Genomic DNA, 14,378 nt, shown 5'->3' on the forward strand with positions numbered 1-14,378 from the left:
GGTGATACTTAATAGTAGTATATGATGAGCATTTCTGTGTCTTCGAGGAGCATCTTGCGGTCAGCCTTGTTCTTCCACAGCGATATGACTATGCGCGAGGGATAGAACAGTGATGCCAGAAGGACAAAGGAGATGGTGACAGCAAGCGTGAACAGATGAGGAGTGAAGACAAACACCACTGCCGCCAACGCGGCGATGCAGAAGGGTGTCCGCTCCTCGTGCAGACGCTGTAGCCACCTCTCCACATCCATAAAGACAAAGAATATGGCAAACGCTATGGTGGAAGCCACTACGCCTATGTCGTTATAGTGTACACAGAGGTAGAGGAAGTGGAACACGTACAGCAGGATGAGCAGCATCAACCGGTAGAGCTTCCTTGCTGTCACAAGCGCGGTCATGCGCAGATAGAACCGTGTCATAAACTGTCTGCGGCTTCTGTGCAGAATCATCGTCACAAAGAAGAACGCTGACATCAGGATGAGAAACAGTATCTTACTTGTCATAATATGTATAGCATGTGAATAATGGAAGTGGACTCAGGTCGGGCTGGACGACACCGTGTGTGGCAGTGGATATGATACGCTCCACATCCTCCAGTGTCAGTTCTCCCTTGATTATTCTCTGACGGAAAGCTCCGTCGGTTGTCCGAAGGCTCTTGATAGCCTGTTCCAAGTCGTACTCGGCTATCTGCCACACTTGCCCTCTCGTGTAGGGGAAATGATGGTGGATGGCCTTGACCACAAGCACACGGCTGAGGATGTCGGTCATTCTGCCGTTCCTGACTATCGTGTGGTTGCGGACAGTGGCGATGCTCTCAATCTCCAGCCATGTGCGGTGACGGTCGAGAAGATGGATAATCTTCATGTAAAGCGTTTCCTTCATCAGATGGTCGGGAGCTTGTGGCATGACTTTGGCCTTTGTTGTGGACAACAGAATGGAGCGTTGTTGCGGTAGAACAGGACTGTCATCTGGCAAATGTAACTTTCAAATGAAGTCGAGCAGGACTTCCTCCTTGGGCTTCATGTATTTGAAGAACCCGTTCTTGCAATGCAGACTGAGGTCGAGGCATACATCTGCCGACATGTGCTCCAGCGAGTCATAGATGGTCACTTTTATCTGGCTGACCATGCCACGCTCATCTGTGGAGCCGTTGACCTTGAACATCCGTCCGAAAGAAGGGTTGGAATAGGCACAGCAGCTGTGTCCGAACTCCGTATGACGGCTTGGAATGTGGTGATAGAGGATTATCATTTCCATCTCGTCTTCGAGCATATCCATCACCTCCTCTATCGTGAAAGGGGTGTTCAACTGGAAAGTAAGAAGCACGTAATCGTCATACTTGACAGGCTTCTCCATCTTGCGCTTGTCCAGCAGTTCTGGCAACTGCAAAGGCACGACGGCAAGGAAATCATCGCAAAACTGTTCTAACATAATCGTATTCTCTGTTTGGGGTGTTTATAATCTTGTGACATAAATCTTCATCATGAGCATGGGCATATCCGACAGGCGTTGCTTGTCGAGGTGCAGTTTCTTGGCCAGACCGTCCATCTCCTTGGGGAGCGCATCGGCTATTTTGTAGAGGTCTGCCTTGTCCTTGTCGGAGAGCACGCTCACGGAAAGGTCATCCATCGTCATGAACGGCTGCATCATCATCAGGAGGTAGGCGTGCATGGTGTGCTCGTCCTTTACCCTGCCACTATTCAGATCCTCGATAGCCGCTTGTGCGTTGCGCAGCAGACGGTGGTTGGTGCGCATGGAGAGGTATATCATTGCATCCTTGTGGGACAAATCCTTGCGGTCGGCGGCACGGAGTATCTCCCGACAGCAGTGTTCGGTGTTTCGTCTGATGTCACCGATGTCATCGTCAGCAAAATCCGGCAGGTATTGCAGGAAGGATTTGAAATACAAATGCTCTTCCTTGATGAAAGCGAGCAGGTCTTCCTTGCCGTGAATGCCTTGCTTGGCGGATTTTTGCAGGAACAGCAGGTAACGCTTCAGTACCGCCTGTTTACCACCTTTATTATATATAGGCAGGCTATCCAAGGAAGCGAAGAATGGCTGTGCTTCCTTCACGGCTTGCTGTAGTTCCTCATCACCAACATGGGAAGAGGTCTGTTCTCTGAGATAGAGCAGGTCGTGAAAGGTGCGTTGCTTAGACATCGCCATACGGCACAGCTCGATGTGGATGGAGTCGTTCAACTCATGATATACCGTGAACGGGTATGAGTGGGCTTTCCTGACAGTGTCACGTGAGATGCACGATGTCACGGAATCGTCCAACACGCGCCATTCGTTGACAATCTTAACTAATGTCTGAATTGAGACCTTGCCGTTCTGTCGAAGAGTGGTCAGAAAGCCATGATACTCTCTGATGGCTTCATCGCTCGAATGGAACGACTTCGTGCCGTTTCCGTCTGAACATGCTGTCAGCATGACTACGGCAAACGCAGTGGCAATACAAATGGCAAGTCTGATACAGCCATGCGAGTTTGATTTTGCATTATGCAATATTTGCTTCATGCAATGGAGGTTGGTTTGTCCTCCGAAAAGTTGGGTTTCATATTTCATTGTTGTCATTATTTTGAGTCTGATTTTGAAATTGACGGTGCAAAGTTAATGCGTTTCAGCGATATATTTGCAAGAATGACAGTAAGTTTAATCTTATTTGTGTATCATACTTGCGAGTATGATTTTCAATGAAATCAAGTGAAAAGAAAATGGCAAATTATCGTGTTTAAGTATGATTTTTCGTTCAAGTATGATTGTTTCTCGGAAAAATAGTGTACCTTTGCACTTGATTTCATTTAATAGCGTACAACAGTATGGCAAAAGTAGGTTACATCTTTATCGCCACCAATGGCGAAGAGTATGCAGAAGACAAGGCTTGGATGCAGCAATACGGCTGTGTTCAGGTGATAGAGGAACTGTCCGAACACGAGAGGCTGCGCCCGATGTGGAAGCAGCTCATATCGAGTCTGGAGCGCGGCGACGAGCTGGTGGTGTCGAGGTTCAGTAACGCACTGCGTGGCACCCGTGAACTGGCTACATTCATAGAATACTGCCGTGTGAAGGTGGTTCGCATCATCTCCATCCAAGACCGCATCGATACGTTTGACGAACTTTTCCCCGACACCAAGCCCTCACAGGTCATCCGTATGTTCGGGTCACTCTCTGAGGAGTGTGCCGTGCTGCGCAAGGCATCGGCACACATCATCCATCTGCAACAGAATATCCGGCCGCCCAAGAAGTCGGAAAGGGCACTGTCGAAACTGGAGCGTGAGAAGAATATCGTGAACATGTACAACGAGGGGCACAGCATAGATGACATCTTTGCCATCAGCGGCTTCACAAGCCGAAGTTCCGTGTTCCGCATACTCAACAAGCATGGTGTGACGCTGAACCGTGGACCTCATAGTGGACCGCTGAAGAAAAGGAATAAAGAATAAACAAAAAACAGATACAATGAATAAGACATTCAACATCTACTGTGATGAAAGCACCCACATGGTGCATGACGGTCATCCCTACATGCTTTTGGGATGTACAAGTATAGCATACACACAAATCCGCATGGCAAAAGATGCCATAAAAGATATTAAGAAGAAGCACGGCTATAGTGATGAGCTGAAATGGACAAATGTCCACGAGGCCACGTATAAAGTCTATGCAGAGCTTATAGACTGGTTCTTTATGAATGACATGGAATTTAGGGCTGTGGTTGTTGACAAGAGTCAGATTGACGAGAAACGAGAAGACTATACGTTTAATGATTTCTACTTTCGCATGTACTACCAATTGCTGCATCACAAGATGGACATGGATTATACATATAACATATATATGGATATCAAGGACACATGCAGTAGCGATAAGCTGGAGAGGCTCAGAAAAATAATGGAATACAACTCTTCCATTGGCAGGTTTCAGTTTATACGTTCACACGAAAGTGTCTTCATCCAATTGGCAGATGTTCTAATGGGAGCCATCAACTACAACCTTAGATATGAAAAGGGAGAAGTTGAAGGAAGGGTGAGAGCCAAAATGAAGCTGATTGAAAAGATAAAAAAACACAGTAATATCAGTCTCAACACCACAACTCCCAAATTTAGAAAGAAGTTTAATTTGTTTTTTATCGCACTGAAATAGCCAATGAGCAGTTTGAATATTATCAAGAAATACCCTGAGCTGCTGGAACTGGCATATCTCAGTGAACGAGAAAGAGAGCATGATCTTCATGCAATATTCAAGCGTGATATAGAAGATAACTGTCAATTCTCATTCAGAGGGTGGCGCATCTATCCTATAAAGACAGATGGCGAGATTGACATGGCAAGATTGTTCAAGCATCTTACCTGTGAAGAAATCATGGTTGAGAACGAAGACGGTACGACTTATCCAAAGCGAGTATTCGAGATGGCTCGTTCACAAAGGCTTCATTGGATAAATCACCATGTGAGAGAATTGACACCAGACAATCTGGATGTATTTACCATAGAAGAGAGGGACGGCAAAAAGCGTAAGGTCAAGAAAACATACATCTATGATAAAGTGGAAAAGTATGTTATTGTCTTGGAACAACAACGTAGCAACGGATTCTATCTGTTGACAGCATACCATCTTAACAAAGAGTATGGACTAAAGGCTTTGGAAAAGAAGATGAAAAAGAGATTGCAGACACCACTATAAAACGCAAGACCCGAATTGCATCAAAGGCAACCGGGTCTCGAAACTCCTTCTATCTATAGATGAGCGCTGCAAAGGTACGAATATTCTTTGAAATAACGAAGGTTTTTCATTGAATTCTTCTCGATTTTAACATTTGCAGGGCAGTATTGTAAGATAACAGGAAAGAAAATAGCATAATTTTACAGAAAATCGTAATGGAAACATTCAAAGACGTTATATCAAGTGACCAACTTGTCTTGGTCGATTTCTTCGCCACCTGGTGCCAGCCATGCAAGATGATGCACCCCATCCTTGAGCAGGTGAAGGAAGTGTTGGGTGACAGAATCCGCATCATCAAGGTAGATGTGGACAAGTATGGGGTGACTGCAAGTCAGTATGGCATACAGTCTGTGCCCACATTGATGCTGTTCAGACGCGGCGAAGTGTTGTGGAGGACGAGCGGTGTGATGCAGAAATCAGAGTTGCTGGCAACGATTGACCCGTTTTTAAGATAAAAGAGCAGAAATGTCAAAATCTAAATTAAAGTCTGTCCTCATGTCCATGGACAAGAGTGAAATAATAAAAATGGTATTGGAACTTTATTCTGCACGGAAAGAGGCAAAGGAATATCTTGACTTCTATGCAGAGCCGAATGAGGGCCAGAAGCTGGAAGAGTATAAGCACATCATACGGGAAGAGTTCTATCCGAGCAGAAACAGAGAGCCAAAGACACGCTTCTCAGTGTGCCGCAAGGCATTGTCCGACTTCAAGAAACTGAAGCCTTCGGAAGATTCAGTCGCAGAATTGATGGTGTTCTATATGGAGAATGCCTGTCAGTTCACTTATGACTATGGAGACATGTGGGAGCAATTCTATGATTCTGTTGAGAGTAATTTCGACAAGACATTGCGCCACATCGTGCTTTATGACCTTTGGGACAAGTATGATTCCCGAATCAAGCAATGCCTTCGTTGGGCAAGCCCTTGTGGATGGGGATTTCCTGACGCACTGAATGATATGTATGAGGAAATGAAGGCGCAAAATGAGGAACTCCGAAAGAAATACAGGAATTTCAAGATGCCCATCAACGCTGATTATTAAACGAATATACTCAAATGGGGAAACCAAAGAAAAAACATAAGAAAGCGAAACAACTGCCCTTAAGCAAAGAAGAGCAGATTTTTCAAGCGGCAAGAGACCTTGCAGCTGAAATTGGCATATCCTATTCTGAGGCATTAGGGTTTACTTTGGGCATAAAGGACGTAACGTATGGTTGGGAAGAAGACTATACGGAAGAAGAGTTTCAGGCACTGATTGACCACGCTGTGGGAGACACTGATTATGAGCACACCCTCTATTGAATCATCTACACGAGAGGAACGTTTGGATTACGTTCTGAATGAATGGAGATGTCTGCACAACTGTGAGCTGTGCGGTAAGTGCCATATTCTGAAAGGCAGAAGCGAAGAAATACTCTATGCAGACTATATAGACGGCAAGCGGTCATATATGGATATAACATTAGAAATCAGAAGCAACAGATAATGATGTCACAGAAATACATATATCCATCGTTGTTCCAAGAGGAAGAGCCGCAAGAAAGCGTTCCTGGTGATAAGAAAGAGTATGACCTGACGAATCTCTTTGAGAGATTGGCAAAGTCTGATTTTCGCAGCCGGTTCCATCTGTCCAAGCAAGACAGGGAGTATGTAATGGAAAAGGGATTGCCGACGATACGAAAACACGCAGAGGACTTTGTGGCAAAAAGACTTGCTCCGGCTGTCATACCGAACGACGGCAAGCAGACTCCCATGCGTGGGCATCCTGTTTTCCTGGCTCAACATGCCACTGGCTGTTGTTGCCGGGGATGCTTCTTCAAGTGGCATCACATCTCAGCAGGCAGGGCACTGACCAAGGAAGAACAGGAATATGCTGTTGCCGTATTGATGGCATGGATTGAAAAACAGATGAATAAAGGATGAAGATAGAAGAAGCCATAGTATATGTGATGGTAAAGCGAAATGGCGGCATGACAACCGACCAGATTGCCGATGCCATCAATCGTCATAGGCTGCACCTGAGAAAGGACGGTCAGCCTGTGACAAGCAAGCAGGTGTATGCAACAATCTGCCGTTTCCCTGAAATGTTCACAAAAGAAGCTGGCAGAATCATGTTAATGATATGACGTAACGATATGACAATAGATACAACCAACATGTGCTCACACCTTCAGAAGAAGTTGTTTGAACCAGAAGGTGTGTATTATCCTATATGGCAAGCCATGCAGGATGATGAGACCTTGACAGCAGTGGTACGAAGCAGACAGCTGCACATCTACAGAAACGGGAAGAAAATTCTCGTTCTGGCAGGTAAGGCACAACCGAAGATTATAAGGGAAGACAAAATACAAGAGTTAATAACAAGATTATAAACAAAACATCAAATCATCAAAACAATGGACGCAAAAGAAAAAGTATTGGCAACAATGAAAGAGGCTGGTCAGCCTCTCAACGCAGGTAAAATCGCAGAACTCAGCGGTCTCGACCGCAAAGAGGTAGATGCAGCCATGAAGCAGCTGAAAGCAGAGGGTGCAATCGTCTCTCCTGTGCGTTGCAAATGGGCACCTGCAGAGTAAGGTTTATACTGCTGTCTTGAAATATAGGCAGCAGTATCTTTATTTTTATCAAAATGTTAAGGTGAGGAATCTGAATATCCTTGCCTACGGACACAATTATCCGCTGCATCTTTTTGGGGTAAGGTGCAGACGTATGGCTGTCAGCGTATCTTGGTTTAAAGACGCTTAGCGGTCACGGCGGAAGTCGTTTCGTCTCTCTCCGCCGAACAAAGCTCTGAGCACATTGCCCAAAGCTCCGAACACGAAGTAGCAAACGATGATTGCAACAATATCGTCCATAAGCATTTTCTGTTTTATGGGTTATACACTATTATGAAGATTCACTATGTCCAATCCCTGCCTCTTGGCTTCTCTGACGGTGTAGAACGTGCCGCCCTTGGGATTGCCATCGAAGTAGGCTATGAGACGTGAACTGCGGTTGACCATATAGTCGTTGCGCCTCAGAAGGCAGCCATTGTAGTATTGCTCGCTCAATACGACCACGTCATCCACGATGCGCAGGATGGCATCATACTTGGCTTGCTCTTCCTTGCTCCACCGGTCAGACTGACCACGGAACGGCACAACGGCTATCACCTGCAAGTCCTTCAACTCGCATTGCAACGAAAGGGCGGCTTCTGCCGCCAGCAGGTCAAATCCCATTGCCATGCCACAATAGAAATACCGGTAGCCGTCGGCATACGCCTTGGCTATCTCCGATTTGAGACATTGCTTCAACTCCCTCCGCTTGGCGAAAGGTACGCTGCGGTGTCCGCTGAAGCATACGGACACTGCCTTGTCGTACTTTGTCATACTTTACCTTACTTTATAATGTGTGCGTGCGAGGAACATACCGCCAATAACACATGCCCCGAGCCTTTCGAGTTGGTTGGCATACTTGGCATAGCTGAGACCCTTGGTTATCACATCGTCAAAGACCAACACCATTTTGTTGTCGAAGAACGGCTCATCAAACTCAACGACATTCGCCTTGCGGACTTCATCCTCGTTCTTGCGGTTATCGTGGATGGTCTTACGCTCTCCGCATACCCTCACGTGCTCGTAGCCGTTTTCCGCTCCTGTCAATTCACACACCCTGTGGCAGAAAGCCTTGTAGCGGAGTTCGTTGCTCTCGCTTGTGGATGCTGGAACGGGGGCGAAGACGATGTTCACGCAACCCTTGCCGTAGAGTGTCAGCATATTCTCTGCGGTGCGCTGCGCCACTTCCTCGTAGGCTCTTCCGTCCTTGAAGTCAAACACTAATTGTCTGTCGGCAATCTCCTTCTCACCCACATTGCGGATGCGTGCGGGATAGTATTTGCAGAACCAAGTCTGAGGCTTGTCTAACTGCTTTTGGATTTGATAGTCATTCTTGTGTGCCATTGCTCTTATGTTTTTTCTTCCCTTATTTCGGAGGCTTTTCCTGCCTGCCCAAGGGATATTTTTTGCTTTCCAAGAGTGATGGCGATCAAAAAGCCAAATCGGGAGCGAAAAATACGCTCTGCACGCAGAGGAAGATTTTTCGGTCAAATGCAATGGACGATTTGGTGTTTGAACAATCGCCAGCATTACCTTTGCAAAACAATATCCGCAGCGGCAAGGCAGGCGAAAAGAAATCTGTTATGTAAAAGAGGAAACGGGCGGGATGGCGTGGGGCGAAGCTGTATATGGGGAAGGACGATAGTTGATATGAGGGAAAAAGAGAAAATCTTGTAATAGGGAACGACATTGCCTTTTATCAGCATGGAGACAGTCCTACAAGCAGAGAAAACTATTGCCCTAAAAATGAGTTGGATAGTATTTTCTAAAAGTAGTATCGACTACGAATAGTATAATAGTCGAATAGTTTTTACTACCATACTACGGATAGTAAAGTCTGTTTATAGAAGAGATAGCGGTATCATCGTCTGTTCGGCGATGATACCGCGCGGCACTCATGTGTCATGCCGCTTTAGGTATTCTGTCATTGCCTCATTGACAATATCACGCAAGGACATCCCTTTCTTGATGGCGAGGTACTTCATCCTCGTGTGGATGCTCTTGTTGATAAGGAAATTGCAATGCACCGGCACTTCGGTAGTCTCAGAAACAGACACAGGTGGTGCTGGTGTAGTTTCTGTGACTATCTGCTCCTTACTCGGCTTCTTTGTGGAAGAAAGGAGTCCGTTGAGACCGCCTTTCATTCCCTCTTTCAACATACTGCTCTTGCTCATGGCTATGCTATTTTAAGTTTAACACTTCTTTTGCCAAAGACATATAATCACTGGCACCATTGGATTTGGGATTATACTCAAAGATAGTCTTGCCGTTGATGGGTGCTTCTGCCAAAGCCACATTATCACGGATGACGGTCTTGAAAACCTTCTCGTGAAAACTGTCATTGACGATTTCCCTCACGCTTCGGTTCAACGTCTTGCGGCGATCGAACTGGGTGATGACGATGCCGCCCACTTTAAGGTTGGAGTTGAGCCGCTCCTGAACGATGCGGATGATGTCCATCAACTTTGCCATACCTCTCATGGCAAGGTATTGCGCTTGAACAGGGATGATGATGTAGTCGGCTGCGGTGAGGGCATTCAAGGTCAGCAAGCCCAATGACGGTGGACAGTCGATGATGATGTAGTCGAAATGCTCTTTGGCGATGGCTTTGGTGATAAGTCCCTTCAAGATAAGCTCCCGTCCCGGCTCGCTGATAAGCTCTAACTCAGCCGCAGACAGGTCAAGGCATGAGGGTGAGACGGTGATGCCGTTGTGCAACTTGACCAACGGCAAGGTGTACTGTCCACACATTGCGCCATAGACTGTCTGTTCTTCCTCGATGGACAATCCCAAGGCTTCCGTGAGGTTGGCTTGTCCATCCATGTCAATAGCCAAGACGTTCTTCTTACTCAGTTGCAGAGCTGCCGCAAGGCTTACTGCGGTCGTACTTTTCCCTACACCACCCTTGTGATTTAATACTGCAATTATCTGTGTCATAACATGATACTACTATTAGTGAATACTACTTTACTATTCTACTACTGATAGTACATACTAACCATAGTAAAAGCGGATTTACTACGATTAGTACGTACTACTCTCAGTTGATACTACCCTCAGAAGGGAAGGTCTTCGCTCTTGTCCTGCGGTGCATCGGCTGGCGGTACGGGAGCCTCGCCCTCTGCCTTGGCTGCCTTGCGTGCCTTTGTTGCAGGTGTGTCGGTTGCATCCTTCTTCCCTGCATTGACAAAGGCGATGGAGTCAGCTATGATGCTATGCTGTATGTGGTTCTCTCCGTTGCGGTCTGTCCAAATGGAAGAAGTCAGTGTGCCTTCCACAAGCACCATACGACCCTTGGTGAGGTATTCAGCCAAACGGATATGGTTCTCCTTGCTGCTCTTCACCCTTACCCAAGTGGTGATTTGCTTGCCCTTACTGTAGTCGTCCACTGCGATGTCAACAGCCATGAATGTTCCGTGTGTACCTGTGATGACGCGGCAATCCTTTGCTCCGATGCGTCCGATAGTGTGAGTGTAAATCATAATGTGAAAATGTTATAGTGGCAAGTTGGTTAGACTTGCCGTTACCTTGTTATTTAAATGACTTTTCTTGTTGATTGAACATAAGCTATTGCTTCATTCATAATTTCTGCTCGTGACCTACTCTTGTTATCTTGCATCCACTCATCAATTTCAGATTTGAGGAACATGATACGTTTCCCCTTCTTATGGAATGGTATTTGTTTATTGCTTGTCCAACAATAGATTGTGTGTTCAACTGGATGGGTAGGGAGATACTCACTCAATTCGGAAACACTAAGCCATTCCAATCCCTTATCGGGCTGAATTTGAGTCATTAGTGTGGAAAACTTTTCTTCTAAAATCTCCAGCTTGTTTATTACTAATGACAATGCTGATGGCAAGTCATTAAAACTCAATATTTGCTTTTCCATATCAATATATGTGTGGCAAGTTGGTTAGGCTTGCCGTTACCTTGTTATTAATATCCTTTCTTCGTCTGCCTTGTATTGGCGACAAAAGACTTGTTGCTGCCTGTGAGACTGATAGAGCCGCAATTAACAAACTCTCCGTCGGAATAGACTCTGTACTTCTGTCCGCTTACCTCATGCTTCTGTTTGATGCGCTCTCGCATCCACTTCTTGGCTGCGGTCAATGAGCAAAAGGTCTCGCTCTCCTTGGTCGTCTCGTCATATACGATGCACTGGGTCATACATGCTCCTACTTCATCCATGCACCTATACTCGACGTGACATAGTCCAACTGACCGCCAAATATGTCGCTTGGCTCTATGTCGTATTGTCCATCCCTCACTTCCTTGTCCTCTCCAAGAAGCGACAAGTTTCCGTCGGCATCCAAACGTGCTGCGTCTATGACGATGTCACGAGGCTCGTCAAAGAGATAACCTGCCACGATGGGCTGCTCTCCCTCGAAATGCACCTCAAAGCCTCCGTCCACCTCCGTGCCGTACTTGCGAAGAGCCGCTTTCAGCTCGTCCTGCTCCCGGTGCTGCAATGCCTGGAGTTGTCCGTGGATAGTGAGGTCTTGCAGTTCTGCCTCTCGTTTGGTGTGGGTTGCCTCGCCGGTCTTGCAGTCGATGTCATACTTGTGGTAAACCACTGGGATATGGTCTGCCGATGTGACAAGCCATGTGATGTTGTTCACTGAGAAGCCCTGTCTGGTGAGGAACTCCTCGATGTCTGAGCCGAGAAGGTGGTCGGCTACGTCAAGATACTCGATGCGTGCGTCAGCATCATGCAGGATGATAATCTTCATTGCCTTTCTATTTTTAGTGATACAAATAAGTTTGTCGCCCATGTCGCTGGACTTGTTTAACTACGTTGAAGAAACTTACGCTCAGCATAGTGAATAAATTCCCTCTGCGTTCGCTTAACCGTTTCTTTCTCTTCCCTCCTTTCGAGACCTTTCAGCCTGTGGAGGGATATTTTCTGCTCCCACAAGCCGCAAGAAAAGACATAAAGACAAATTATGTGTGAAGAATACTCTTTTCCGAGGAAAAGGAAGATTGTTCACAGTCACAAGACCTCAAGCAGAATTTGACGATTGTCTCAGACGCGGCTAACTTTGCAGGAAATATGCCTACCACTGCGCTGATTGGAAGAAGATTATTGATATTGGCTGCAAGAGGAATGATGTGTTATATATAAAGAGGTAAGAAGAAAGATTGAAACAGTAAGGGTGGGCAGTGAAGTGTTTGCAGGTCTGCTGTACCGACATAAAGCGAGTGTGTTGGCTGACCGGGATGCAAGTCATCAAAGCTTCAGCCTTGATAGCTTGTAGCACGGACAGACAATTCTCTCGCGTCGGTACTTCGGCATACTGTCAGCTTTGGCTAATAGCAACGTGTTGCCATCAGCCAAGGATGTCTGTATGACGACAGACCATGTAACGCTTCGCAAAGGCGTGGGGCAAAGCAGTATAATTTAGAAGTAGATAGTAACGTATATCAGGCAAGAAGAGACAGTTGCGCAACGGACAAATCGGGCACTCCTGTCAGCATGACAAATGTGCCTTGTCCTTGCCGCAGGACACTGAGGCAGATTGGACGTAGCAGACATGTCTGCCACATTCAATATGCCTGAGTGGACAAGAACTGCCTCTTGTATAGCAGAAGAGAAATTGTAAAACAGTTGATTAGTGGTAAAGGTGGTATGGGTGGGCAGAATGGCATTACACGGACATTGCCGAAGCCCGATAATGGGACAGCCAGACAGCAATAAAGGCAGTTATCAGAAGTGTCAGTTTCTGATAGTGACATTGTTGGCTGCCTGTCACATGGGATTCGTGCGGTGTCCGTACAGTAATGCCGTTCTGAAGGTGTGGGGCGAAGCGATACAACGCACTTGGACGAAACCACCGCTTATAACAGAAAATATTTTGCAGTCAAAGAGAAGAAGAATAGTAAAGCAGGTGTGGGTGGGTAGTGAAGCTGTCGCAAGATTGACGGTCTGAATATCAAGGCGAGTGGATAGCCAGTAAAGGACACAATTATCAGAAGCCTCGGCTTCGGCATCTTGTGGCATAGATGGCAGTCCTCTCGCGTTCAGACCTTGGCATACTGTCTTTCTTGGCTAATAGCGACTTTGTCGCCATCAGCCGGGAATATCTGTATGCCAACCATCTTGGTGACGTTTCGCAAATGGTGAGGGACGAAGTGGTTAGAATAAAGGAAGACGGCGTTGCCGTTATGGTTAATAAATGCACATGGTTGTTATTAGAGAAGATTATCACACGCTATAACAGCAGATTGATGTCCCTGAGCAAAACAAAAGCGACCCGAAGGTCGCCTTGTTATGGAGAGGAAAGGCTATTTCTTGCCTTTCTTGGTTGCTGGCTTGGCCGGCTCTTCCGCAGGAGTCTCCTCCTTGTCGGGACACTCGTAGAACTTGGTTGCAACCATGATGATTCTGGAGTGCTTCACGCCATCCTTGTCTGTCCACTCCTCTGGCTTGAAGAAACCCTCGACGGTGAGCAACGTGCCCTTGGTGAGCTTGTCGAATGATTCGGTGTGCTCGTTCTTGCGCCATGCCTCCATATTCATGAAAGCCGATACGCGGTTGGTTTCCTCGCCGTTCTTCTCCTGACGGCCTACTGCCAATGAGAAGCGTGCTACGCTGGCGTTTGCGAACTGACGGATTTCTGCATCCTTACCTACGAAACCTGAAACTGTGAAGTTGTTCTCGATCTTTTTCATTTTGAATTGAATTTAAAAGTGAAACTTAATTTTTACATGCATTCAAAAGCAGGGATGTGGCACCATGTGGGAAGCACCATGAAAATCGTTCGCAATACTCTTTTTGTCGTTGGCGGTAAGGGAGAAAAAGGAAGATTACGCACTATTTTATTGGTCACAGCGATAGCGGCCACACAAGAAGGAGGAAGTCCTTCGCAGCATCACGCTACCTTTGCATGGTAATTGCGACATGAAGTCGTACAGATAATTGTTCTTTGAAACTAATGAACCTCTTATTCCGTTAAGAGTAGCCTACCGAAGCGTGCGTAGTTGGCAACGACTGGGTGCGAAGCCTTCGGGACAATATGGCGAGGTCTTGAACATCACAAGACGCAGCTGTTAGGCTGAC

The 14,378-nt window shown here is 46.4% G+C and carries 25 protein-coding genes; 12 read left to right on the forward strand and 13 right to left on the reverse strand.

Features of this window, described 5'->3' with window-relative positions; all coding sequences use genetic code 11:
• Positions 1-8: 8 nt before the first annotated feature.
• The 4 genes from HMPREF9446_RS01825 to HMPREF9446_RS01840 are packed head-to-tail and all read right to left on the reverse strand — an operon-like array spanning position 9 to position 2,568.
• Positions 9-503, reverse strand: a complete 495-nt coding sequence (locus HMPREF9446_RS01825; RefSeq protein ID WP_005816282.1) for a hypothetical protein — start codon at positions 501-503, stop codon at positions 9-11.
• A complete protein-coding gene (locus HMPREF9446_RS01830; RefSeq protein ID WP_224204808.1) occupies positions 493-930 on the reverse strand; it encodes a hypothetical protein in 438 nt (145 codons plus the stop codon). The genes HMPREF9446_RS01825 and HMPREF9446_RS01830 overlap by 11 nt, the downstream gene beginning before the upstream one ends.
• A 54-nt stretch (positions 931-984) precedes the next feature.
• Entirely contained in the window at positions 985-1,431 is a 447-nt protein-coding gene (locus tag HMPREF9446_RS01835; protein WP_004319947.1) for a hypothetical protein, read from the reverse strand.
• 24 nt (positions 1,432-1,455) lie between these two features.
• On the reverse strand, positions 1,456-2,568 hold the full coding sequence (locus HMPREF9446_RS01840; protein WP_005816286.1) for a hypothetical protein: 1,113 nt from the start codon (positions 2,566-2,568) through the stop codon (positions 1,456-1,458).
• A gap of 254 nt (positions 2,569-2,822) precedes the next feature.
• On the opposite strand from HMPREF9446_RS01840, the gene HMPREF9446_RS01845 reads away from it, so the two are divergent.
• The 10 genes from HMPREF9446_RS01845 to HMPREF9446_RS01890 all read left to right on the forward strand — a co-directional run bounded on the left by HMPREF9446_RS01845 (position 2,823) and on the right by HMPREF9446_RS01890 (position 7,300).
• Positions 2,823-3,446: a recombinase family protein gene (locus HMPREF9446_RS01845; RefSeq protein WP_005816288.1), complete on the forward strand. Its 624-nt coding sequence runs from the start codon at positions 2,823-2,825 to the stop codon at positions 3,444-3,446.
• Between the two features lie 16 nt (positions 3,447-3,462).
• The gene (locus tag HMPREF9446_RS01850; protein ID WP_005816290.1) at positions 3,463-4,146 is read left to right on the forward strand and encodes a DUF3800 domain-containing protein; all 684 of its coding nucleotides are present in this window, start codon (positions 3,463-3,465) and stop codon (positions 4,144-4,146) included.
• Between the two features lie 3 nt (positions 4,147-4,149).
• The gene (locus HMPREF9446_RS01855; RefSeq protein WP_005816292.1) at positions 4,150-4,686 is read left to right on the forward strand and encodes a hypothetical protein; all 537 of its coding nucleotides are present in this window, start codon (positions 4,150-4,152) and stop codon (positions 4,684-4,686) included.
• Positions 4,687-4,880: 194 nt separating this feature from the next.
• Positions 4,881-5,180: a thioredoxin gene (gene trxA / locus HMPREF9446_RS01860; protein ID WP_005816294.1), complete on the forward strand. Its 300-nt coding sequence runs from the start codon at positions 4,881-4,883 to the stop codon at positions 5,178-5,180.
• A gap of 10 nt (positions 5,181-5,190) precedes the next feature.
• Complete coding sequence (locus HMPREF9446_RS01865) at positions 5,191-5,766, forward strand: DUF6155 family protein (RefSeq protein ID WP_007837469.1); 576 nt, start codon at positions 5,191-5,193, stop codon at positions 5,764-5,766.
• Positions 5,767-5,780: 14 nt separating this feature from the next.
• Positions 5,781-6,026: a hypothetical protein gene (locus HMPREF9446_RS01870; RefSeq protein WP_005816298.1), complete on the forward strand. Its 246-nt coding sequence runs from the start codon at positions 5,781-5,783 to the stop codon at positions 6,024-6,026.
• A 183-nt stretch (positions 6,027-6,209) separates the two neighbouring features.
• On the forward strand, positions 6,210-6,647 hold the full coding sequence (locus HMPREF9446_RS01875; protein WP_005816300.1) for a DUF4186 domain-containing protein: 438 nt from the start codon (positions 6,210-6,212) through the stop codon (positions 6,645-6,647).
• Complete coding sequence (locus HMPREF9446_RS01880; protein WP_005816302.1) at positions 6,644-6,850, forward strand: hypothetical protein; 207 nt, start codon at positions 6,644-6,646, stop codon at positions 6,848-6,850. The genes HMPREF9446_RS01875 and HMPREF9446_RS01880 overlap by 4 nt, the downstream gene beginning before the upstream one ends.
• 9 nt (positions 6,851-6,859) lie before the next feature.
• Positions 6,860-7,096, forward strand: a complete 237-nt coding sequence (locus tag HMPREF9446_RS01885) for a hypothetical protein (RefSeq protein WP_005816304.1) — start codon at positions 6,860-6,862, stop codon at positions 7,094-7,096.
• Between the two features lie 24 nt (positions 7,097-7,120).
• On the forward strand, positions 7,121-7,300 hold the full coding sequence (locus HMPREF9446_RS01890; RefSeq protein WP_005816310.1) for a transcriptional regulator: 180 nt from the start codon (positions 7,121-7,123) through the stop codon (positions 7,298-7,300).
• A gap of 300 nt (positions 7,301-7,600) precedes the next feature.
• On the opposite strand, the gene HMPREF9446_RS01895 is transcribed toward HMPREF9446_RS01890, so the two are convergent.
• Together HMPREF9446_RS01895 and HMPREF9446_RS01900 are read right to left on the reverse strand one after the other, a co-directional pair.
• Positions 7,601-8,092 carry an SLOG family protein gene (locus HMPREF9446_RS01895; protein WP_005816313.1) on the reverse strand — a complete coding sequence of 164 codons (492 nt, stop codon included), beginning with the start codon at positions 8,090-8,092 and terminating at the stop codon, positions 7,601-7,603.
• A 3-nt stretch (positions 8,093-8,095) separates the two neighbouring features.
• Complete coding sequence (locus HMPREF9446_RS01900; protein ID WP_005816315.1) at positions 8,096-8,662, reverse strand: hypothetical protein; 567 nt, start codon at positions 8,660-8,662, stop codon at positions 8,096-8,098.
• Between HMPREF9446_RS01900 and HMPREF9446_RS18035 the strand changes: the two genes are divergently transcribed.
• The gene (locus HMPREF9446_RS18035; protein WP_225494525.1) at positions 8,656-8,907 is read left to right on the forward strand and encodes a hypothetical protein; all 252 of its coding nucleotides are present in this window, start codon (positions 8,656-8,658) and stop codon (positions 8,905-8,907) included. The two genes, HMPREF9446_RS01900 and HMPREF9446_RS18035, sit on opposite strands and share 7 nt — an antisense overlap.
• 306 nt (positions 8,908-9,213) lie before the next feature.
• Here HMPREF9446_RS18035 and HMPREF9446_RS01905 read toward each other — a convergent pair whose 3' ends face one another.
• The 6 genes from HMPREF9446_RS01905 to HMPREF9446_RS01930 form a co-directional block, all read right to left on the reverse strand.
• Positions 9,214-9,492 (reverse strand): plasmid partition protein ParG, encoded by a 279-nt coding sequence (locus tag HMPREF9446_RS01905; protein WP_005816317.1) that lies wholly within the window; start codon positions 9,490-9,492, stop codon positions 9,214-9,216.
• Between the two features lie 7 nt (positions 9,493-9,499).
• Positions 9,500-10,255: a ParA family protein gene (locus tag HMPREF9446_RS01910; RefSeq protein ID WP_005816319.1), complete on the reverse strand. Its 756-nt coding sequence runs from the start codon at positions 10,253-10,255 to the stop codon at positions 9,500-9,502.
• Between the two features lie 119 nt (positions 10,256-10,374).
• Positions 10,375-10,800, reverse strand: coding sequence for a single-stranded DNA-binding protein (locus HMPREF9446_RS01915; protein ID WP_005816321.1), 426 nt, complete (start codon positions 10,798-10,800; stop codon positions 10,375-10,377).
• Between the two features lie 53 nt (positions 10,801-10,853).
• Positions 10,854-11,210 (reverse strand): helix-turn-helix domain-containing protein, encoded by a 357-nt coding sequence (locus HMPREF9446_RS01920; RefSeq protein WP_007837478.1) that lies wholly within the window; start codon positions 11,208-11,210, stop codon positions 10,854-10,856.
• A 47-nt stretch (positions 11,211-11,257) separates the two neighbouring features.
• A complete protein-coding gene (locus HMPREF9446_RS01925) occupies positions 11,258-11,509 on the reverse strand; it encodes a hypothetical protein (protein WP_007837480.1) in 252 nt (83 codons plus the stop codon).
• Positions 11,497-12,051 (reverse strand): hypothetical protein, encoded by a 555-nt coding sequence (locus HMPREF9446_RS01930; RefSeq protein WP_005816324.1) that lies wholly within the window; start codon positions 12,049-12,051, stop codon positions 11,497-11,499. The genes HMPREF9446_RS01925 and HMPREF9446_RS01930 overlap by 13 nt, the downstream gene beginning before the upstream one ends.
• Before the next feature lie 882 nt (positions 12,052-12,933).
• Here HMPREF9446_RS01930 and HMPREF9446_RS01935 point away from each other — a divergent pair.
• A complete protein-coding gene (locus HMPREF9446_RS01935; protein WP_224204806.1) occupies positions 12,934-13,248 on the forward strand; it encodes a hypothetical protein in 315 nt (104 codons plus the stop codon).
• A gap of 355 nt (positions 13,249-13,603) precedes the next feature.
• On the opposite strand, the gene HMPREF9446_RS01940 is transcribed toward HMPREF9446_RS01935, so the two are convergent.
• Positions 13,604-13,990 carry a single-stranded DNA-binding protein gene (locus tag HMPREF9446_RS01940; RefSeq protein WP_004319910.1) on the reverse strand — a complete coding sequence of 129 codons (387 nt, stop codon included), beginning with the start codon at positions 13,988-13,990 and terminating at the stop codon, positions 13,604-13,606.
• Positions 13,991-14,378 lie beyond the last annotated feature (388 nt).

This window comes from Bacteroides fluxus YIT 12057, assembly GCF_000195635.1.
Taxonomy (GTDB): Bacteria; Bacteroidota; Bacteroidia; order Bacteroidales; family Bacteroidaceae; genus Bacteroides; species Bacteroides fluxus.